At 73.6% G+C, this 19577-nt stretch carries 17 protein-coding genes; 5 read left to right on the top strand and 12 right to left on the bottom strand.

Annotation, left to right across the window (positions count from 1 at the left end; translation table 11 throughout):
- Position 1: 1 nt before the first annotated feature.
- The 8 genes from deoC to DEF28_RS28935 form a co-directional block, all read right to left on the bottom strand.
- Positions 2-955 (bottom strand): deoxyribose-phosphate aldolase, encoded by a 954-nt coding sequence (gene deoC, locus DEF28_RS01165; RefSeq protein ID WP_114397322.1) that lies wholly within the window; start codon positions 953-955, stop codon positions 2-4.
- Positions 948-1961 carry an ABC transporter permease gene (locus DEF28_RS01160; protein WP_114397312.1) on the bottom strand — a complete coding sequence of 338 codons (1014 nt, stop codon included), beginning with the start codon at positions 1959-1961 and terminating at the stop codon, positions 948-950. Before DEF28_RS01160 ends, deoC begins: the two co-directional genes overlap by 8 nt.
- Positions 1958-3484 carry a sugar ABC transporter ATP-binding protein gene (locus tag DEF28_RS01155; RefSeq protein ID WP_114397311.1) on the bottom strand — a complete coding sequence of 509 codons (1527 nt, stop codon included), beginning with the start codon at positions 3482-3484 and terminating at the stop codon, positions 1958-1960. Before DEF28_RS01155 ends, DEF28_RS01160 begins: the two co-directional genes overlap by 4 nt.
- Positions 3481-4455 carry a sugar-binding transcriptional regulator gene (locus tag DEF28_RS01150; protein ID WP_181874261.1) on the bottom strand — a complete coding sequence of 325 codons (975 nt, stop codon included), beginning with the start codon at positions 4453-4455 and terminating at the stop codon, positions 3481-3483. Before DEF28_RS01150 ends, DEF28_RS01155 begins: the two co-directional genes overlap by 4 nt.
- Entirely contained in the window at positions 4452-5966 is a 1515-nt protein-coding gene (locus DEF28_RS01145; RefSeq protein WP_114397310.1) for an FGGY-family carbohydrate kinase, read from the bottom strand. Before DEF28_RS01145 ends, DEF28_RS01150 begins: the two co-directional genes overlap by 4 nt.
- 2 nt (positions 5967-5968) lie before the next feature.
- Entirely contained in the window at positions 5969-7024 is a 1056-nt protein-coding gene (locus DEF28_RS01140) for a galactitol-1-phosphate 5-dehydrogenase (protein ID WP_199493077.1), read from the bottom strand.
- Between the two features lie 54 nt (positions 7025-7078).
- Complete coding sequence (locus DEF28_RS01135) at positions 7079-8047, bottom strand: substrate-binding domain-containing protein (protein WP_220270023.1); 969 nt, start codon at positions 8045-8047, stop codon at positions 7079-7081.
- 349 nt (positions 8048-8396) lie between these two features.
- Positions 8397-9686, bottom strand: coding sequence for a glycoside hydrolase family 16 protein (locus tag DEF28_RS28935; protein ID WP_114397308.1), 1290 nt, complete (start codon positions 9684-9686; stop codon positions 8397-8399).
- A gap of 334 nt (positions 9687-10020) precedes the next feature.
- Here DEF28_RS28935 and DEF28_RS01125 point away from each other — a divergent pair, with 334 nt between their 5' ends.
- Complete coding sequence (locus DEF28_RS01125) at positions 10021-10275, top strand: GlsB/YeaQ/YmgE family stress response membrane protein (RefSeq protein ID WP_114397307.1); 255 nt, start codon at positions 10021-10023, stop codon at positions 10273-10275.
- Between the two features lie 13 nt (positions 10276-10288).
- On the opposite strand, the gene DEF28_RS01120 is transcribed toward DEF28_RS01125, so the two are convergent.
- Together DEF28_RS01120 and DEF28_RS01115 are read right to left on the bottom strand one after the other, a co-directional pair.
- Positions 10289-10639, bottom strand: a complete 351-nt coding sequence (locus tag DEF28_RS01120; RefSeq protein WP_114397306.1) for a hypothetical protein — start codon at positions 10637-10639, stop codon at positions 10289-10291.
- Positions 10640-10737: 98 nt separating this feature from the next.
- Entirely contained in the window at positions 10738-11160 is a 423-nt protein-coding gene (locus tag DEF28_RS01115; RefSeq protein WP_114397305.1) for a hypothetical protein, read from the bottom strand.
- A 600-nt stretch (positions 11161-11760) separates the two neighbouring features.
- Between DEF28_RS01115 and DEF28_RS01110 the strand changes: the two genes are divergently transcribed.
- The 3 genes from DEF28_RS01110 to DEF28_RS01100 all read left to right on the top strand — a co-directional run bounded on the left by DEF28_RS01110 (position 11761) and on the right by DEF28_RS01100 (position 14941).
- Entirely contained in the window at positions 11761-12981 is a 1221-nt protein-coding gene (locus DEF28_RS01110) for an LCP family protein (protein WP_114397304.1), read from the top strand.
- A gap of 268 nt (positions 12982-13249) precedes the next feature.
- On the top strand, positions 13250-13963 hold the full coding sequence (locus tag DEF28_RS01105; protein ID WP_114397303.1) for a TenA family protein: 714 nt from the start codon (positions 13250-13252) through the stop codon (positions 13961-13963).
- A gap of 78 nt (positions 13964-14041) precedes the next feature.
- Positions 14042-14941, top strand: a complete 900-nt coding sequence (locus tag DEF28_RS01100; protein WP_233515016.1) for an ACT domain-containing protein — start codon at positions 14042-14044, stop codon at positions 14939-14941.
- A 132-nt stretch (positions 14942-15073) separates the two neighbouring features.
- Here DEF28_RS01100 and DEF28_RS27180 read toward each other — a convergent pair whose 3' ends face one another.
- The gene (locus tag DEF28_RS27180; protein ID WP_147280091.1) at positions 15074-15766 is read right to left on the bottom strand and encodes a hypothetical protein; all 693 of its coding nucleotides are present in this window, start codon (positions 15764-15766) and stop codon (positions 15074-15076) included.
- Between the two features lie 442 nt (positions 15767-16208).
- Positions 16209-16979, bottom strand: coding sequence for a hypothetical protein (locus tag DEF28_RS01090; RefSeq protein WP_147280090.1), 771 nt, complete (start codon positions 16977-16979; stop codon positions 16209-16211).
- 740 nt (positions 16980-17719) lie between these two features.
- On the opposite strand from DEF28_RS01090, the gene DEF28_RS01085 reads away from it, so the two are divergent.
- Positions 17720-19411 carry a sensor histidine kinase gene (locus DEF28_RS01085; protein ID WP_114397300.1) on the top strand — a complete coding sequence of 564 codons (1692 nt, stop codon included), beginning with the start codon at positions 17720-17722 and terminating at the stop codon, positions 19409-19411.
- The last annotated feature ends 166 nt before the right edge of the window (positions 19412-19577 follow it).

Below are 19577 nucleotides of genomic sequence, written 5' to 3'. Positions count from 1 at the left end.
CCTAGTCGAGGGTGTAGTAGTCGGGGCCCTGGTAGGCGCCGGTGGTGAGCTTGGTGCGCTGCATCAGCAGGTCGTTGAGCAGGCTGGACGCGCCGAGCCGGAACCACACCGGGTCCAGCCAGTCGGGGCCGGCCGTCTCGTTCACCAGGACCAGGTAGCGGACGGCGTCCTTGGTGGCGCGGATACCGCCCGCCGGCTTCACCCCGACCTGGCGGCCGGTCGCGGCGCGGAAGTCGCGCACCGCCTCCAGCATGACCAGGGTGACCGGCAGGGTCGCCGCCGGGGAGACCTTGCCGGTGGAGGTCTTGATGAAGTCGGCGCCGGCGTGCATGGCCAGCCAGGAGGCGCGCCGCACGTTGTCGTAGGTGACGAGTTCGCCGGTCTCCAGGATGACCTTGAGGTGCGCGGCACCGCAGGCGTCCTTGACCGCGATGATCTCCTCGTACACCTTGCGGTAGTCACCGGAGAGGAAGGCACCCCGGTCGATGACCATGTCGATCTCGGTCGCGCCGTCGACGACCGCGCGGCGGGTGTCGGACAGTTTGGCGTCCAGCGGCGCCCGGCCGGACGGGAACGCGGTGGCCACCGACGCCACGCCCACGCCGGTGCCGGCCAGCGCGGACACGGCCGTCGCCACCAGGTCCGGGTAGACGCACACCGCGGCGACGCGCGGCACGGAGCGGTCCTGCGGGTCGGGCAGCGCGGCCTTCGCGCACAGCGCGCGCACCTTGCCGGGCGTGTCTGCGCCCTCCAACGTGGTGAGGTCGACCATCCGGATCGCCAGGTCGATGGCCGCCCGCTTGGCGGTGGTCTTGATCGACCGGGTCGCCAGGTCGGCGGCGCGCGCCCGCGCCCCGACCTCGTCGACCCCGGGGAGTCCGTGCAGGTACGCCCGCAGCGACGTGTTCGACGCCGCGATGTCGGGCGCGAGTGCTGCTACTGCTGTGTCAGGCACGAGCACCTCGCTTCTCTATGGCCATGTTGAGGATGAGGGCGGCCACCAGGATCAGACCGGTCACCACCATCTGGAAGAACGACCCCAGTCCGAGCAGGTTGCACAGGTTGCGCAGAACGGAAAGGAGCAGCACCGCGACGAAGGTACCGAAAACTCCGCCGCGCCCGCCGAACAGGTTGGTCCCGCCGAGCACCACGGCGGCGATGGCGTCGAGCTCCAGCCCGTTGAACGCGGTGGGCTGCCCGATGGTGAGCCGGGAGGTGAGCAGCACCCCGGCCAGCGCCGACAGCGCGCCGGAGATCGCGAACACCGCGGTGATGACCGCGCGCACCGGCAGACCGGACAGCCGGGCGGCCTCCCGGTTGCTGCCGACCGCGTAGACGTACTCGCCGAAGGTGGTGCACCGCAGGACGAGGGCGGCGAGCACCGTGACGGCGACGAAGATGATGCCGACGATCGGCACGTATCCGACGAAGCCGCCGCCGAGGAGCTGGAACACCTCGGGGATGTCCCCGCCGGCCGGCTCGCCGTCGGTGAGCAGGTACGTGAGCCCGCGGATGGCGGTGAGACCGGCCAGCGTGGTCATGAACGCCGGCAGCGACAGGTAGGCGGACAGCCCGCCCATGAGCGCGCCGAACGCCGCCCCGCAGGCCAGGCTGACGAGGATGGCCAGGACGAAGTTCATGTCCCGGTCGATCAGCAGCGCCACCACCATGCCGCCGAACGCGGCCGTGCTGCCCACGGAGAGGTCGATCCCCGCCGTCAGGATCACCATGGTCATCCCGATGGCGACGATGCCGGTGAGCGCCGACTGCTGCAGCAGGTTGGCCATGTTGCGGGTGGTGAGGAACTCCGGCGCCAGCAGGCTCGCCACGACGCACAGCGCCAGGAAGACGAGCAGCAGGTTGGACCTGACGATGAGGTCGGCGCCGCGCCGCCGCCCCGGCCCGGGCCGCGAGGGCCCCCGACCGGGCGCGGCCGCGTCGACACTGGTGGTTGCGGTCATGGCGTCACTCCTGTGATGACGGTGTGCGCGATGGTGTTCTCGGGTGTGGTCCGGGGGTCGAAGCGGCCGACGTTGCGGCCCTCGTGCAGCACCCAGACGGTGTCGGCGTTGGCGGTGAGCTCGGTCAGCTCGCTGCTGGCCAGCAGCACCGCCACCCCCGAATCGGCCAGCCGGCGCACCTCGCGGAACAGGTCGGCCTTGGCGCCGACGTCGAGGCCGCGGGTGGGCTCGTCGAGCAGCAGCACCCGGAGCCCGCCCCGGGTGATCCACTTGGCGAGCACGACCTTCTGCTGGTTGCCGCCGGACAGCTCGCCGACCGGCTGCCCGGCCGAGGCGTGCCGCACCCCGAGGCCGGCGAGGACCGGGGCCGCGCGGCGGGCGCCGGTGCGGCGCGGGAGCAGCCAGGGCGGCCGGCCCAGGGCGGCGACGGCCGCGTTGCGGCCGACCGACAGCCCGAGCAGCAGCCCCTGCTCCTTGCGGCTCTCCGGCACCAGCGCGAACCCGGCGCGCACCGCGGCCGCGGGGCCGCTGAGCCGCACCGGCCGGCCGGCGAGGCGGACCGCGACGTCGCCGCGTGCATCCCCGAACAGCGCCCTGAGCAGCGTGGTCCGGCCGGCGCCGCCGAGTCCGGCCAGCCCGACGATCTCGCCGGGGCGCACGGAGATGCCCGAGACGTCGAGCAGCCCGGGGAAGCGCACGTGGTCGATCTCCAGCAGCGGCTCGCCGGTCGGCGCTGGCCGGTCGGCGGGGTGCACGAGTTCGGTGGAGTCGCCGATCATGGCGGCGACCAGCTCCTCCTTGCTGGTGCGGGCGATGTCGAACACCCCCACGGTGCGGCCGTCGCGCAGTACCGTCGCCCGGTCGCCGATCTCCATCACCTCGTCCATGCGGTGCGAGATGTAGATGACGGAGCGCCCTTCGGCGGTGAGCGACCGGATGACCGCGAACACCGCCTCCAGGTCGGCCTCGCCGAGCGTGGCGGAGGGCTCGTCCATGACGATCACGCGGGCGTCGGCGGTCAGCGCCCGCGCGATGGCGGTGAGCTGCTGCGCGGCGATGGGCAGGTCGCGCACCGTCGCCGTCACCGGGAACGTCCCGCCGACCCGTTCGATCGCGGCCCGCGCCAGTTCCCGGCGGCGGCGGTCGCGGACGAACGGCCCGGCCGCCGGGGCGCGCCCGAGCAGCAGGTTCTGCGCGACCGTCTGGTCGGGGACGAGGTCGAGTTCCTGGTAGATGACGGCGATGCCGGCCGCCATCCCGGCCTGCGGTCCGGACAGCCGGACCGGCTCGCCGTCGAGCAGGATCTCGCCCTCGTCGGGCTGGTAGGAGCCGGCGAGGATCTTCATGAGGGTGCTCTTGCCGGCGCCGTTCTGGCCGAGCAGGCAGTGCACCTCGCCCGGGAGCACGGTGAGCTCGGTGCCGTCGCTGGCCACCGTGCCGGGGAACCTCTTCACGATGCCGCGCATCCGCAGCCGGGGGACCGCGGTCGGCCCGTCCGGCCCGTTCACAGGGTGCTGCGTCATGCCGTCTCGCTTTCGCCGGAGGCCAGCAGGGCGGACGCGGCGCGGTCGTCCGTGACGAGCACGTTGCACACGCCCCCGACCACGATCGCCCGGCACACGTCGTGCTTCGCGGCGCCGGAGACGACCGCGATGGAGGTCGCTGCCCGGGCACCGTCCCGCACCGCGTCCACGGTGAGGCCGAGGGTGCGGGCGTCCAGGTCCGGATCCACGATCCGCCCCTCGGCGTCGATGAACCTGCCCACGACGTCGCCGACCGCGCCGGCCGCGGCGAGCCGGGCGACGTCCGCCGCGTCGATGTGCCCGGACTCCACCAGCACGGAGTCGCGCTCGATGCCGCCGGGGCTGAACAGCAGCACGTCGGCGCGGCCGGCCAGCGCCAGGACGTCGGCCACCGCGCTGTCCCGCTCCAGGACGCGCCGGGTGCTCTCCTCCTCGACGATGGCCGGCGCGGGGAGCAGCGTCACCGTGCCACCACCGTGGTGGGCGAGCCGGCTGGCCATGTCGTGGGCGGAGGTGGGCCGCCGCGACCGGCTCAGCCCGCCGTTGATCTGCACGACGTCGACACCGCGCGCCCACCCGGGCTGCACCGCGCGCGCCACCAGGTCGAGGGTGCGCCCCCACGAGACCCCGAGCAGGCCGGGCGCCGGCCGCAGCGAGGCGAGGTGCTCGGCGGCGGCAGTGGCGACCAGTTCGCGGACCTCCTCGTCGTCGGCGGCGGACCGCGCGGACACCACGACGGCGTCGCGCAGCCCGAACCGCTCGCGCAGCCGGAGCTCCAGGGAGCGCACCCGGGACTGCGGGTGCACCACCTCGATCCGGACGATCCCGGCCTCGCGGGCCTCCACGAGCATCCGGCCGACCTTCCAGCGGGTGAAGTGCAGTTCGCGGCCGATCTGCTCCTGCGTGCGGTTCTGCTCGTAGTACAGGGTGGCGACCCGGTACAGCATCTCCTCGTAGCCCGGGTCGGTCATGGCGTGCGCTCCGCGGCGGGGGCGCTCAGCCGGTGCGAGACGTCGCGGGTGGCGGTGGTCGCCGCGCGGTAGTCGGCGTAGCCGGCCTCGTACGCGTCCTTCAGGGCGGCGTCGGGCTCGACGGTGCGGGTCTCCGGCGCGAAGTCGGCCGCGGCGGCGCCGAGCGACGGGTAGTGCCCGGCACCCACCGCGGCGATCACCGAGCAGGCCCGCAGCGACAGGTTGTCGCCCGCCACCAGGCGCAGCGGCCGGCCGAGGACGTCGGCGGTGGTCCGCAGCCAGAGCGGGTTGTGCCGGATGCCGCCGGACACGAACACCTCCTCCACGGGCACGCCGCCCGCGACGAAGGAGTCGAGCACCTGGCGGGTCCCGTAGGCGACCCCCTCCACCGCGGCGCGGTACACCTGCTCGGGTGTGCTGCCCACGGTGAGGCCGAGCACGGCGCCGCGCAGCCGCGGGTCGCGCAGCGGGGTCCGGTTGCCCATGAAGTAGTCGAGCACCAGGAGGCCGTGCCCGGCCGCCGGGACCGCGGTCGCGGCGGCGATGAGTCCGGGCAGGTCGGCGCGCGGCCGGCCGAGCAGCCGCTCGCCGGCCCACTTCAGCACCGATCCGGACGCCACCTGCCCGCCCTCGACCAGCCACCGGCCCTCGTTGAGGGCGTCCGGGTAGGGCCCCCAGACCGTCGGCGGGAACACCGGTTCGGCCATCTCGGTGACGAACGCGTTGGAGGTACCGCAGACGATCGACACCCGTCCCTCCCCGGCGCCGCCCACCGCCAGGAGGGACAGGTGGGCGTCGATCCCGCCGGAGGAGACCACCGCGGTGCCGGTGACGCCCAGCTCGGCGCGGGCGGCGGCGTGCATGGTGGCCACCGGCGCGCCGACCGGCGCGACCCGGTCGGGCAGCTTGTCCCGGAGGTCGGGCACGCCCAGTTCGGCGTACAGGTCCTCGGGGAAGCCGCCGCCCCGCGGGTCGTAGTTCCACTTGCACACGGCGTTCATCCGGGAGCCGGTCCACTCGCCGGTGAGCCGCCACACGAGGTAGTCGACCGCCTCGGTGATACGCGCGGCGGCCCGGTAGACGGCGGGTTCGCGGCCGGCCAGCCACATGGCCTTGGGGACCAGCCACTCCACGGCGTCGGAGCCGCCGGCGTAGCGCAGTACCGGGTGGTCGACCTCGGCGGTGCGCGCCGACTCCGCGTCGGCCCGGCTGTCCATCCACAGCAGCGCGGGACGGAGCGGACGGCCGGCCCGGTCCAGCACGGTGACCGTGGAGGCGGTGGTGGCGACGGCGACCCCGTCGACGTCCGGCCGCCCGGCCTCGTCGAGGGCGGTGCGGGTGGCGGCCACCACCGCGCGCCACCAGTCCTCGGGGTTCTGCTCCGCCCAGCCGGGCCGCGGGAAGTCGGTGGGGTAGCCGCTCTCGCCCTGGCCGAGCCGGCGCCCGTCGTCGGTGTACACGGCGACGCGGGCGCTCTCCGTCCCCAGGTCGATCGCCAGCAGTGCGCTCATGCTCAGTCCTCGTTCGGCAGGAACAGCACCTTGGAGCTGAAGACCGACCGGTCGCCCAGCTGGTGCATGGTGCCGGGGAGCGCGTCGAGGCCCAGCTCGTGGGTGATCATGAACTTCCAGGCCAGGGCGCCCGACGCCATGGCGCGCGCCGCCGTCCGCCACTCGTCGCCGGGGAACGGCGCGGAGAAGGAGTTCCACGCACCGTGCAGGGTGACCTCGCGGCGCAGGAAGTGGCCGAAGGCGGACTTCGGCAGCACCACGGGGTCGTGCGGGATGCCGATGAACACCGCCTCGCCGTGCCGGGCGGTCAGCGTCACGGCCTGCTCGATGGTGGGCGGCACGCCGGCCGACTCGATGATGACGTCGTACCCCGCTCCGGCGAGCTCGCGGGCCTCCTCCGGGCTGGCCGCGGTGTGGGTGGCACCGGCCTCGCGGGCCATGGCGGTCTTCTGCTCGTTGAGGTCGATCGCCAGGACCTCGGCGGCGCCGGCGATGCGGGCCCACTGCACGGCGAACAGCCCGATGGGGCCGGCGCCGACGACGGCGACGCGGTGGCCGCTGCGCAGTCGGGTCCGCCAGACCGCGTGCAGCGCGATGGCGGCGGGGTCGAGCATCGCGGCGGCCCGGGGGTCGAGGTCGGCGGGCAGCACCATGAGGTTGCGCGCGGGGACGGTGGCGTACTGGGCGTAGGCGCCGGGGCGGCGGCTGCCGAAGTAGTCGTAGTCCTCGCACAGGCTGAAGTTGCCCTGCTGGCAGGGCCCGCACTTCTCGCACGGGATGAGCGGAGGCACGGTCACGAGGTCGCCGACCTGGACGGTCCCGGCGGCGGCGAGCTCGTCGCCGAGCGCGACCACGTGACCGGAGAACTCGTGGCCGCAGATGAGCGGCAGGTGGTAGGAGCCGCCGGGGCGCAGCATCCGCGGGATGTCCGACCCGCAGACCCCGCAGGCGGCGACGCGCACCAGCGCGTCGTTCGGCCCGGGTTCCGGGACGGGCACCTCCTCGACGCGGATGTCTCCGGGGGCGTGCAGTACGGCGGCCCGCATGGTGTCCGGCATGGTTCTCGGTCTCTTTCCTTCACTCGGGTGGCGGTGGCGGGTACCGGCCGGGTGCTACTCCCGGGCGCCGGCGAACACGGTGTCGCCGGTGTAGTCCGCGGCGTTGGAGGTGTCGATCAGCGCGGTGCCGGCGTCGACCTGCTCGGCGACGTCCTCGCCACCGGCCGCGCCCAGAGCGGTCTCGACCGCGGTGGTGCCGAGCGAGATGGGGTCGTTGAGCGCGGTGGCGGTGTAGGGGCCGTCGGCGGCGATGGCGTCGACCGCCTCCATCAGTCCGTCGACACCGGCGACGAGCACGTCGTCGCGGCCGTTCTCTTGGAGGACCTGGAGCGCGCCGAGGGCCATGTCGTCGTTGTGCGCGTAGACGGCGCGGACGTCGGGGTTGGTCTGGATGAGGTCCTGCATGGCGGTCACCGCCTTGGACCGGATGTAGTCGCAGTAGGGGCCCTCGACGATCTCGATCCGGGAGTCGCCCTCCACCGCGGCGTGGAACCCGGCGCTGCGGTCGCGCGCGACGGCACCGCCGGCGTCGCCCTGGATCTCGATGACGACGCCGCCCTCGTCGCCGAGCCGCTCGGCGAGCTGCTCGCCGACGAGCCGGCCCATCTCCTCGTTGTCCCGGCCGACATGGGAGACGGCCCCCTCGGGCACCGGGCGGTCGACGGTGACGACGGGCACCCCGGCGGCCTCGGCGGCGGCGAGCCCGGCGCGGACGCCCTCGGGGTCGACCGGGTTGATCAGGAGGACATCGACCTGCCGGGTGAGCAGGTCCTGGATGTCGTCGTTCTGCTTGGTGACGTCGCCCCCGGCGTCGGCGAAGTACAGCTCGGCGCCGGCGTCCTGGGCGGCCTGCTCGGCGCCCTCGCGCAGCTGCACGTAGAACGGCGACTGCTGGGTCGCCTGGCTGAAACCGATGGTGACCGTGCCGTCGCCGTTCCCGCCGTTCCCGCCGCTCTCGCCGCCGGGCGTGGTGGACACCGAGCACGCCGACGCGGCTACGGCCAGTCCCAGCACGGCTGGCACGACAAAAACCCGCATTCCACGCATATGGGCCTCCAGGTGTGATCCTGGTAACGGACCATAGATCCGCAGTTCACACGGAGGCAACATCTGAGTTGGTTTTTGCTCATATGAGCATGATCCAGGTCACACAGTGGTCAACCTGCGGAAACGCGGGTCAGCACGGCCGTCGGCCCAGAGCCCCCGACCGGGGGCCGACGCCGCCAGGGGCGGCCCCCCGGAGCCTCGCCCGCGGTCCCCGGCGGGGACCCGATTGCCCTGCGCCGTGCGACGCGAGTGGGGGCGGGCCCCGCACACGGCGGCGCCGGGCGGGCTGGGGCCCGCCCGGCGCCGGTGCCGGAGGTCGTGCGGTCTACGCCGGCACGTTCCACTTCTGGTTGGGGGTGCCCGCGCAGGTCCAGATCTGCAGCGGGGTGCCGTCGGCGGAACTGTTGCCGGTGGCGTCCAGGCACTTGTTCGCCTGCGGGTTCACGAGGTCGCGCCCGGATGAGTACACCCACTGCTGCGCGGGGGTGCCGTTGCAGTCCCACAACTGCACGCGCGTGCCGTCCGCGGTGCCACCGGACGCCACGTCGAGGCACTTGCCGAAGGCCCGGACCGTGCCGTCGGCCGCCATGGTCCAGGTCTGCGCGGCGTGGCCGGTGCAGGGGTGCAGCTGGATGCCGGTGCCATTGGCGGTGTTCGCGCCGGCCACGTCCACGCACATCCCGCCGATACCGGTGATCGCGCCCGTCGGGCCGGTGCTCCCGCCGCCGTCGAGCGCGTAGACCCGCACGTAGTCGACCGTCATCGTCTGCGGGAAGGTGGTGGTGCCGTCGGGGTAGCCGGGCCAGTTCCCGCCCACGGCCACGTTGAGCAGCATGAAGAACGGGTGGTCGAAGACCCAGCGGTTGCCGCCCGCGTCCGCGGGGGTCCGGGTCTGGTAGCGCACGTCGTCGATGAACCAGGAGATGGAGTCGGGCCGCCACTCGACCGCGAAGGTGTGGAAGTCGTCGGCCAGCGCGCGTCCGCCGGGCAGCGTGTAGCTGCCGGTCAGCGGGTTGCCGCCGGAGTAGCCCGGACCGTGCAGGCTGCCGTGCACGGTGCTCGGCTCGCGGCCGATGTTCTCCATGATGTCGATCTCACCGGAGTTCGGCCAGCCGACCTGGTCGAAGTCGGAGCCGAGCATCCAGAAGGCCGGCCAGATGCCCTGGCCGCGCGGCACCCTGATCCGCGCCTCGAACCGCCCGTACTGCCGGGTGAACGTGTTCTTGGTGATCAGCCGGGCGGAGGTGTAGCCCCCGTCGGCCTCCCGCCGGGCGGTGATCACCAGGTTGCCCTGCCCGTCGTGCGCGGAGTTGGCGGTGCTGGTCGTGTAGTTCTGCAGCTCGTTGTTGCCCCACCCGTGGGCACCGGTCTCGTGGGTCCACTTGTTGGGGTCGGGCCGGGTGCCGGCCGCTCCGTTGAACTCGTCGGACCACACGAGCTGCGCCGCCTGCGGTGCGGCCGGCGCCTCGGCGGCCACCGTCTCCGCGGAGGCGGCCTCGATCTCGGCTGACCCCGTCCCGAGCAGGCCGGCGGCGAGCAGCACCGCCGTGGCGGCGGCGACGAGGGGGAAGGGGCGGAACCTACCGGACGTTCGACGCGATCCGCGTCCGTTCATCGTTGTCCTCTTCTCGCGACGTCGCGAGGGAAGGACGTCGCGCCGCGTCCTTCGAACGAACCGTCACTCGCGACAGGGGGATGGTCGGCGAGTCGTGGATACACCGCGATGCCTCCAACGCAGCGCGTCCACCTGATCACCGTTGGTAGCGAGTCGCAATCTAGTCCCTCCCCGCGCACCTTCCAAGGGACCAAGGTCCCGATACGCCCAGACGGCCGGCGGTCCGGGACCACAGCGCTGCGAGCCCGCCGCCGTGGTCCGCGGCGGTTCCCCCTGCGGTTTCCGGGCAGCTGGGAAGGAGGACCTGCAACGCGACCGGCGGGGAGGGACAGCCGTGGCCGGCACCGGGATCATCAGCGCGTTCGTCGTCGGACTCGTGATCGGGGCGCTCGCGCGCCCGCTGCTGCCGCGCCAGAGGCGGATGCCGCTCTGGGTGACCGTCGGCATCGGGATCGCCGCCGCGCTGGCCGGGACGGCGATCGGGGCGGCGCTGGAGGTGGGGACGTTCCTGACGCTGGTCGTCCAGGCGCTGCTGGCGATCCTGGCGGTCTACCTCCTCGCCGGCTCCCGGGCCCGGGGCCCGGCGTGAGCTGGGCGGACGCTCAGAACGGCACGTCGCGGGTGGTGTCAGCGCCGTCGATGTAGAGCCGCACGGAGTGGCCGGAGACGAGCTGGCCGATGGCGGCCTGGATCTGGGCGGCGACCAGGGGCAGGGGGCGGTCGCGGCGGGCCCGGACGCGGATCTCCACCGAGTCACGGGTCACCACCACCCCCGTCGGGGGGTCGTCGCCGCGGCCGGGCAGCGGCGACAGTCCGAGGACCTCGGGGCAGCGGAGTACTCGTTCGGCGATGCCCCGGGCGAGCGCGGTGTTGCCCACGATGGTCGTTCCCTCCGTGCCGTGCGACCTGGTGCGCGGACCGAACGGCGTCGCGGCCGACCATTCACCCGCCATGCGGTCCCACCTGGCACAACAACGCGCGGCGGTCGATCACACCCGCCTTGCGCCCTCTTGACCATGAGCTGCGTCACGTGGCCCTCGGGGAGCTCCGCTCAGGAGTCGCCTCCGGTGGCGTGCCGCGGCGGGGGCGCACCCGGGTCGGGCGCCCGGTGGAACGACTCGCCCGCGATGCCGCCCGCCGGCGCGTCCGGCGCTGGGGCGCGGTGCGCACCCGGCGGACGCGGCGCCTGGGCGCCGTCGTCCCCGGAGGGGGCGGAGAGGTCGTAGAACTCGATCACCATGCCGTTGGGGGTGTCGGTGACCCGGACCGTGCGCTTCAGCCGCTTCCCGGCGACCCGGGCGCCGGACGTGATGCGCTGCCGGTCACGGTCGGTGAGCGCGCCGATGATCACCCGCCCGTGGGCGCGGAGCTCCCCGGCGAGGCGGTCGACGAGTTCCGGTTGCGTCTCACCCAGGCGGACGTAGGACAGCCGGACCGGCTGCGGGCTGTCGGCCGGGGGCGGCGGGATCGACATCAAGGCTCCGCTTCACATGGGGCCAGTCAGGGGACGTCGCTTCCGGGCGACGGGGGGGGAACACGAGGACGGGGATAAACCACACGATTCCTCGCGATCATGGGTAAACCTTACACGCGCTCACGCGTCCCCTAGTGGGAGGTCCCGGACATTCGTAGCGACCCCGCCACGCTCCGTGCCGATACTCCCGATTCCGGTCACCCACCGCGACCACCGGACCCTCCATGGCGGTCGCCGACTCCCGGAAAGCAGCACATGCCCCTCGACGAGTACGGCCCGCGCCGCATGCGCGCCCCCGGCGTCCGCCACCCCGGGTCCGGCCCACCCGCCCCGCGACCGCCGGCGGCGGGCGTGTCCCCGGCACGGCCGCGATTCGCGCCGAACCCCCGATCTCGCCACGTATTACCCCATGTTTTCCCGACATGACAGGCGAATGCGGGACATTACACCCGCGCACTCCCCCGCGTTCTCCCCTAAGATCGGCTTCACACCAGCCGGGTCCTCATCCCCCGCGGCGCTCTGCCCCTCGTTCGGACCCCTGGTCGGGAAGCCCTCTCGCCCTGCTCTCCTCCCTCCAGCCGATAGAAGGCGCGCCGCCTCATGTCCGATGACGCCCCCGCAGCTCCCTCCGACGCCGCCCCCCGCCGCCGGTGGAAACGCCTGTTCGTGTGGACCTCCGCGGCGCTGGCGGTGGTGCTGGTCGCCGGGGTCGGGACGGCCTACGCCTACTACCGCGTGCTGCGCGGCAACATGGTGCAGCACGACCTGTCCTCGGCCCTGGACGAGGAGGAGCGCCCGCCGAAGATCGGCGAGGACATCAACATCCTCTTCATCGGGTCCGACGGGCGTGAGGGCGGCAACTCCGCCTACGGAGGCCGCGACTTCGTCGGCGAGCGCTCCGACTCGCTGATGCTGGCGCACATCTCGCCGGACAACGGCGTGACGATGGTGAACTTCCCCCGCGACTCCCTCGTCCAGCTGCCGGAGTGCCAGCCCTACGAGGGGACGGAGGGCACCTACGGCTACTACGGCATGATCAACGCCGCGCTGTACCACGGCGGCCCGCCGTGCGCGGTCAAGACCATCGAGACCCTGACCGACATCCGCATCGACCACTTCGTCCACCTGAGCTTCGTCGGGTTCCGCGACATGGTCGACGCCATCGGGGGCGTGGAGATGTGCATCCCGGAACCGATGCGGGACGAGCGCTCCAAGCTCGACCTGGAGGCCGGCCAGCAGGTGCTGGACGGTGAGCAGGCGCTGGCCTTCGTTCGCGCCCGCTACGAGATCGGCGACGGGGGCGACATCGGCCGCATCGACCGCCAGCAGATGTTCCTCGGCGCGCTCGCCGAGCAGGTGACCAGCAGCGACGTCCTCACCAGCCCGAGCCGGACGACGTCGCTGCTGCAGGCGGTCTCCGAGCACACCGCGACCGACCAGGACCTCTCACTGGACCAGATGATCTCCATCGGCTCCACCCTGGCCGACGTCGACCTGCACGACATCACCTTCTACACCGTGCCCTGGTGGCCGGCGCCGCTCGACCCGAACCGGGTGGTGTGGGACGAGGAGCGCGCCGCCGAGCTGTTCCAGGCGATCAACAACGACCGGCGCCTGGACGACGCCGCCCTGGAGACGGGCGCTCCCAGCGCCCCCGGGGCGAGCCCGTCGCCGTCGGCGCAGCCGTCGCCGTCCTACCCGGCCGAGCCGTCCACCGAGCCGGTGGACGCCGCGGCGGACCAGGCCGAGGCCATCGAGGGGCGCGACGCCACCTCCAACCCGTGCGTGAACGGCCTCGGTGAGGGCACCGAGGAGGAGTGAGCCCGCGCGCCGCGCACCCGGCGACGGCCCCGCACCCGGTCACCGGGCGCGGGGCCGTCCGCGTCCCCGGCGCCCGCTACCGCGGCGGCGGTCCAGATGGGCGCTGCGGTCGCGCCCCGTGCGCCCGGCTTCCCGGTCGTTTCCCGGGTGGCCGACCGGCTCCGGACGCGGACGACGGGCGCCTGCGGGCACCGGTTAACGTGGCGGCAGCAGGTCTCCACACCGGCCGTGGTTGCCGCACGATCGGTCAGAACCGAGCGGAGGAACCGTGGAACACCCCGTCGTCGACAACCGCGAGTCCGGATTCACGGCCGATCTCGGACGGCGGAACGCGGACCTCTTCGAGACCTTCTACCGCCATCCCTTCGTCGCCGGCCTGCGGGACGGCACGCTGGCCCGGGAGCGCGTCCTGCACTACGTCGGCCAGGACCACCAGTACCTCAGCGCCTACGTCCGCTGCTACGGCCTGGGGCTGGCCCTCTCACCGGACCGTGCCTGGATGCGGTACTTCCACGACAGCGTGGCGTTCGTCCTGGACGAGGAGGCGCACCCGCACCACGTGCTGTGCGACTACACCGGCACCGGCTATGCCGAGGCCCAGGTCGACCGGCTCGCCCCGAGTGCGCAGGGCTACGTCGACCACATGATGGCCGCGGGCCGGGACACCCTCGGTGTGCTGCTGGCCGCGCTGCTGCCGTGCCCGTGGACCTACACCTGGGCGGCCCGGCGGTTCGTCGAGGAGGAGGCGCCGGGGCCGCGGCACCCCTTCGCCGGCTGGTGGCGTTTCTACGCCGACCCGGAATGCGTCGCGGTCACGACCCGGCTGCGCGGGCTCCTCGACGGCCTCGCCGCCGACGCCGGCGGCGCCGAGCGGGAGCGGATGCACCGGGCCTTCCGGGACAGCTGCCACCACGAGGTGCGCTTCTGGCAGATGGCGTGGACGCTGGAGGACTGGTCGCCGCCGTCCCCACCTGCGGAGTGACCCGAGTCACCCTGAGAAGTTACGATCCCGTCACGCTGCGTCAAGCTGACGCAACGTGGCCACGGCATCGTAGCCGCCATGGACCAACGCGGACGCGACCGCAACGACCGCACACGCGACCGGCCGGGCACCGGCCAGGGCGGGGAGCACGCCCCGCGCCGGGACTTCGTCGGCCGGGAGCTCCTGGAGATCGGGGCGCTGCTGCTCACCGCGGGTGCGGCGCACCTGCTGGTACTCACACTCGGCCACCACGGCCACGGCCCGCCGCTGCTCGTCACGGCGGGGGCCGGCTTCATCCTGGTGGGATTCCTGCACCGCTGGCGGACGCACCGGCGTGCTCTCACCCCCCGCCCGGCCGCGCCCGCACCGCTGCCGTGGCCGCGCGACCCCATGGCCGAAGAGGGCGCGGAGACGCTGTGGCGGATCCGGGTCGGCGTCGCCGACGTGCCCGGCGGGCTGGCCACCCTCACGACCCAGCTGGCGCGGCTCGGCGTGAACATCCGGCTGATGCAGGTGCTGCCGGGGTACGTGGACGCCGTCGACGAGTTCCTGGCGAGCGTCCCGCGCCACGTGGCCCGAGAGCGGCTGGCCGATGCGGTGGTGCGGGCCGGGGGCCGGGACCCGGTCATCGAGCCGGCCGACGCGCACGAGTTGATCGACACCACCAGCCGGACGCTGGCGCTGGTCGCCGAACTGGTGACCGAGCCGGGCACGCTCTCCGCCGCTCTGCTCAGCCTCACCGGGGCCGACACCGTCGCCCGGCTGAGCCGCCCGCCCGAGGGGCTGGCCGCCGACGAGGTCTCCGGGCCGGTCATGTGCCTGGCCGCCCCCGGCGGCGGGGTCCTGGTCCTTCGCCGGGCGGGCGTGCCGTTCGGTCCGGTGGAGTTCGCCCGCTGCCGTGCCCTGGTGGACGTCGCCGCGCTGCTGCGGCGGACCGGCGCGTCGAGGGAGGCGGGCTCCGAGATCCGCGAGCCGTGACCTCGGGCAGGCCGGGGGCGGTTGCGCAACGTCGGGGGCCGCGGGGGAGGCCGGGTCCCGCGCACCCGGTCCGGCGGCCGGGGCCACCGGACCGGGCATCAGCGGGGTCGGACCGGAAGCGGGCCCGGTGGGTTACCGCGCGGTCAGGTCCCGCACCGGCAGCTCGGAGAGGCCGAGGTCGACGGACTCGACGGTCTCGACCGCACCGGTCTGGCCGACGATCGCCGCGGGGTCGGCGACGTCGCCGGCGGCGGGCAGCGTGCCCTCGACCAGCGAGGTGACCTGGTCGGCCGGCAGCTCGACGGCGCCGATGCTCGCCGAGGTCTCGGGCAGCCGGCCCTCGACCTGGGACCGGACGTCCTCGATGCCGACCTGGACGTCACGGGCGTCGGGCAGCGACTCGGTGCTGGGCACCTCCACGGTCGCGGGCAGCGTGGTGGCGCCGCCGGCCTCCGGCACCGAGGTGCCGCCGGGGAGCCCGCCCTTGAGCCGGCGGACGGTCTCGTCAACCTGCTGCTGGACCTCGGTCACCCGGGTTCCGGCGTCGGTCACCGGGCCGGTGGCGTCGCCGAGCGGCGTGTTGAGGTTGCTGACGGCGGGCGCCGGCAGCGTGGTGGCCAGCTCCGGGGTGTCGCCGCTCAGGGCGGTCTGCAGCTGGTCGGTGATCTGACCGAGCGCGCCGGTGGCCGGGACGGTGCCGTTCAGCACTCGGGTCGTGTCGCCGAGCACGTCGGCGGAGGCGACACCGGAACCGAGGGCGACGAAGCCGGCGGCACCGACGGCGAGCAGGACGGCCTTGGCGGACGAGCGGGCGGAGGAGAACATGGGATTCCTTTGCTGTGTTCGCGGTTTCACGGTCGTGCGGTTTCGCTGAGATGAGACGGTCTCGGGGCGGCCCGCCGGAAGGCGGGCCGTGCGGCGGCGCTCTGGCCTGAGTGCCGCGCCGCACCGATGCCGTCGTGCTCCGGAGAGCGGGCTCCGGCGCCGCCACCCGCGCGCCTGGGGAGCGCGCCGGCGTGCACCGGGGTCAACCGAGGGGTCTGGCGGACCTCCGGCTGACGTGAACCTCGTGGAACCGAGCGGGGTCGGGGCACGAAGCTCGCGTCAACCCCCAGTAGGGGAACTGGGTAGGGGGAGCGTCGCCGTCGAGGAGGGACCGGCCACCGGCCGCGGAACGGGCCTCGGTGTCTCCGCAGGGGGTGCGGCAGGGCGACATCGCGGTCGCCGGTGCCGTCGCGCACCCGGCGCGGACGGTCCCGGAGCCGGGCTAGTCGGGTGAGAAGGAGGGCTCGTCCACGGGGTTCTGCGGAACCATGGCGAGCGCGTGCCGGCCGGCCGGCGATGACGCGAGCGGCCGGGCCGTCTCGGGGAGCCGGGCGAGATAGCCGGCGAACATGGCGACCGAACCGCCGAACTGCGGCTGGGCGGAGCCGACGGCCATCGTGCCGCGGGCGTCGGAGTCGACCGCGGTCGCGTCCGCGAACTCACCGAGCCGCTCGGGAGCCGCCGCGCGCTGCGGCGCGTGGAACTCGCGCGGAGCGCCGGCGGCCGGCGACGCGGCGGGCGCGCGCCGGATCGGCTCCCGGTCGGCGGCGGGATCGCGATCGGCGGACTCGGCCGCCTCCTGGGCCGGGGTCTCCGGCTCCTCGGGGGCGGGGGCGCCGGACGCCGCCGCCTCGGGGCCGGGGAAATCGAGGTGGCCGGTTCCGGTCACCGCGGCGACGGCGTTCTCGGTCTGCTGACGGGCCTGCTCGACCACACCGGAGATATCGGACGGGTCCGGTGAGTTGCCGGGCGGCGCCGGAACCGTCGGCTCCGCCCCGCTCCCGGCATCGCGGACCGTCGTCGTGACGGCCTCGGCCGCCTGGGCCGCTTCCGTGCCGACGCCGCCCGCATCGGCGGCGACGGCGCCGGCTTCGGACACCGTGCCGGCCACCTGGCCGACCTGCTCGCCGAGCGCCTCCGCGTTCGCGGGCGCCGAGCCGACCAGCCACGCCGCGACGGCGAACCCGCCGAGCACGAGCGCCCTGCGCAGCACGGTTCCGCCCACACGTCCGGCCGAGGCAGCGCGTCGGGCGCGCTCTTCTCGACGGACTCGCGGCACGGCAGTACCCCTCGGCGTACGGGATTCGGGCGGACGCGGACACAGAGCGCTCCGCCGCTTCGACTCACCGTGACCGTAGCACGGTCGCTCGTGAAAGCAACCCGGTCCCGCGAGATTCGGCAGTCCCGCGGCCGTTTCTCCGAGCTCCCGACCTGGTTGGCCCGTTTTATGTCGACACATCAGCAATTCGAGCGCACCCATCCGGCGCGGTCCGCGGAGATCGGTGCCGAGCCCGGGTTCCGGTACTACGCACGGTGAACGGCGGCGCGGTGACGGCCGCCGCCCAACTCACCCGCTCTTCCCGGGTTCGGGACCAAAGCCCTTGCCATGTGGTGCCGTTCGGACGCTGCCGCGGCCGGCCGGAGTGCGATGCACTGGGAGCGCGCTCCAGGAGATGGGACCTCCCGGGCACGGCGCAGAGGACTCGCGGGGTAACGGGTGTGGCCGGGCTTGGCCCGGCCATCGTGTGCGGCGATCCCGCCCCGCGTTTCCTCGGAGATCGGTGGAGTCCGGTCAGGCGCGCGGATTGTGATCGGACTCCACCGTCTCGTCCGCCGATTCCCCGTCTGTGTAGCGGTTCCGGGCAGAGATTTGTCACTGATGGCTGCCCGATGCGCGGTTCGCTCCTCAATACTGGGAGTAACGGGATAGCGTGTTCCCGGAGGTATGGACACATGCCCGAGCCCCCTGACCGCCCGCTGATCCCCCACATGCGCCTCGACGAGCTCCTCGCCGAACTGCACGCCCGCCTGGAGACCGCGCTCACGACCCGCGACCGCGTGCACTCCCTGCTGGAGGCCGTCGTCTCGATCGGCGGCGACCTTGACATCGCCACCGTGCTGCGCCGGCTCACCGAGGCCGCCGCACACCTGGTCAACGCCCGCTACGCGGGACTCGGGGTCGTCGACGAGGACGGCCGGTTCACCGAATTCATCCCGGTGGGCGTCCCGGAGCAGCAAGCCCAGCAGGTGGCGCGCTTCCCGCACGGCAAGGGCATTCTCGCGGTGCCGTCGCGGGAACGCCGCGCGCTGCGGCTGAGCGAACTGCACGACCACCCCGACTTCGAGGGCTTCCCGTCGGGCCATCCCACCATGAACTCGTTCCTCGGCGTGCCCGTCCAAGTGCGCGACGAGGTCTTCGGCAACCTGTACCTGAGCGACAAGGCCGACGGCGGCGAGTTCGACCAGGAGGACGAGGCCATCGTGACCGCGCTGGCCACGGCCGCCGGCGTCGCGATCAAGAACGCCCGCCTGTACGAGGAGACCCGGCTGCGGGAGCGCTGGCTCGCGGCCTCCACCGAGATCACCACCCGCCTGCTGTCCGGGGTCGCCACCTCGGACGTGCTCGGCTACCTGGCCCAGCAGGCGCGGGAGATGTCGGGCGCCGACGTCGCCGTGGTGCTGCTGCCCGACGACGAGGACAAGCACCTGATCGCCGAGCTGGTCGACGGTTCCATGGCCGCGGAGATCCGCGGCACACCGGTCCTGATCGGCGAGACGCAGTGCGGCGACGTCTACCGCAGCGGCGAGGCCGCCAGCATCGCCGACCTGCGCTACGCCAACTGCCCCATGCTCAGCCACCGCGGTTTCCGGCCCGGGCTGCTGATCCCGCTCGGCACGCCGGAGCGGACCCGCGGCGTGCTGCTGCTCGGCAAGCACGGCGTGTGCGCGCCGTTCGATCCGACCACCCGGCGCATGCTCAACGCCTTCGCCGGGCAGGCTGCCGTGGCGCTGGAGCTCGCGGACGCGCGCCGCGACGCCGAGCGGCTGGTGGTCCTGGAGGACCGCGACCGCATCGCCAAGGACCTGCACGACACCGTCATCCAGCGGCTGTTCGCCTCGGCCATGACGCTCATGAGCACGATACGGCTGATTCCCGACGCCGAGGCGGGCGACCGCGTGCAGCGCACCATCGACGACCTCGACGAGACGATCCGCGAGATCCGCTCGACGGTGTTCGCCCTGCAGAATCCGCCCGCACCGCAGGACATCTCCCTGCGCGGCAGGTTCCTGGCGGCCATCGAGACCGCGACCCACGCGCTGGGCTGCCGGCCGACGCTCGCCTTCGACGGCCCGGTGGACGCCGCCGTACCGGACGACATCGGCGAGCAGATGCTGGCGGTGCTCCGGGAGGCGCTGTCCAACGTCGCGCGGCACGCGCACGCCGACGAGGTCCGCTTACGGGTGACGGTGGACACCCACGTCACCCTGGAGGTCGCGGACAACGGCGTGGGCATCCCCGAGGGCGGGCGCCGCAGCGGGCTGCGCAACATGGCCGAGCGCGCCACCGCGCTGGGCGGCGAGTTCGAGGCGCGGGAGCGGCAGGGCGGCGGCACCGTACTGGTTTGGCGGGTGCCGTTGCCCTGACCGCCGGGCGAGCTCCCTCGCCGTTCGTTGGGAGCGCTCCATTCAGAGCGCTCCGGCAGGCCGGCGGCGCGTGGACAGCCGAACCGCTGGTCCGGGGCCGGTTCGGGGTCCTCATCTGTCGCGCGGCTGCGCCGCACACCACGAACACGCGTCCCTCAGACCCGCG

The sequence above is a fragment of the Marinitenerispora sediminis genome (assembly GCF_003336425.1).
In the GTDB taxonomy this organism is placed as follows: Bacteria; Actinomycetota; Actinomycetes; order Streptosporangiales; family Streptosporangiaceae; genus Marinitenerispora; species Marinitenerispora sediminis.
The sequence above is the reverse complement of the archived record's forward strand: the minus strand, read 5'-3'. Positions and strand labels throughout refer to the sequence as shown.

Bases quoted from the DNA above. Each gene is read 5' to 3' on its own strand.
- DEF28_RS01160 (WP_114397312.1), bottom strand. From the start codon at position 1,961: ATGACCGCAACCACCAGTGTCGACGCGGCCGCGCCCGGTCGGGGGCCC.
- DEF28_RS01155 (WP_114397311.1), bottom strand. From the start codon at position 3,484: ATGACGCAGCACCCTGTGAACGGGCCGGACGGGCCGACCGCGGTCCCC.
- DEF28_RS01150 (WP_181874261.1), bottom strand. From the start codon at position 4,455: ATGACCGACCCGGGCTACGAGGAGATGCTGTACCGGGTCGCCACCCTG.
- DEF28_RS01145 (WP_114397310.1), bottom strand. From the start codon at position 5,966: ATGAGCGCACTGCTGGCGATCGACCTGGGGACGGAGAGCGCCCGCGTC.
- DEF28_RS01140 (WP_199493077.1), bottom strand. From the start codon at position 7,024: ATGCCGGACACCATGCGGGCCGCCGTACTGCACGCCCCCGGAGACATC.
- DEF28_RS28935 (WP_114397308.1), bottom strand. From the start codon at position 9,686: ATGAACGGACGCGGATCGCGTCGAACGTCCGGTAGGTTCCGCCCCTTC.
- DEF28_RS01120 (WP_114397306.1), bottom strand. From the start codon at position 10,639: ATGGCGGGTGAATGGTCGGCCGCGACGCCGTTCGGTCCGCGCACCAGG.
- DEF28_RS01115 (WP_114397305.1), bottom strand. From the start codon at position 11,160: ATGTCGATCCCGCCGCCCCCGGCCGACAGCCCGCAGCCGGTCCGGCTG.
- DEF28_RS01110 (WP_114397304.1), top strand. From the start codon at position 11,761: ATGTCCGATGACGCCCCCGCAGCTCCCTCCGACGCCGCCCCCCGCCGC.
- DEF28_RS01100 (WP_233515016.1), top strand. From the start codon at position 14,042: ATGGACCAACGCGGACGCGACCGCAACGACCGCACACGCGACCGGCCG.
- DEF28_RS27180 (WP_147280091.1), bottom strand. From the start codon at position 15,766: ATGTTCTCCTCCGCCCGCTCGTCCGCCAAGGCCGTCCTGCTCGCCGTC.
- DEF28_RS01085 (WP_114397300.1), top strand. From the start codon at position 17,720: ATGCCCGAGCCCCCTGACCGCCCGCTGATCCCCCACATGCGCCTCGAC.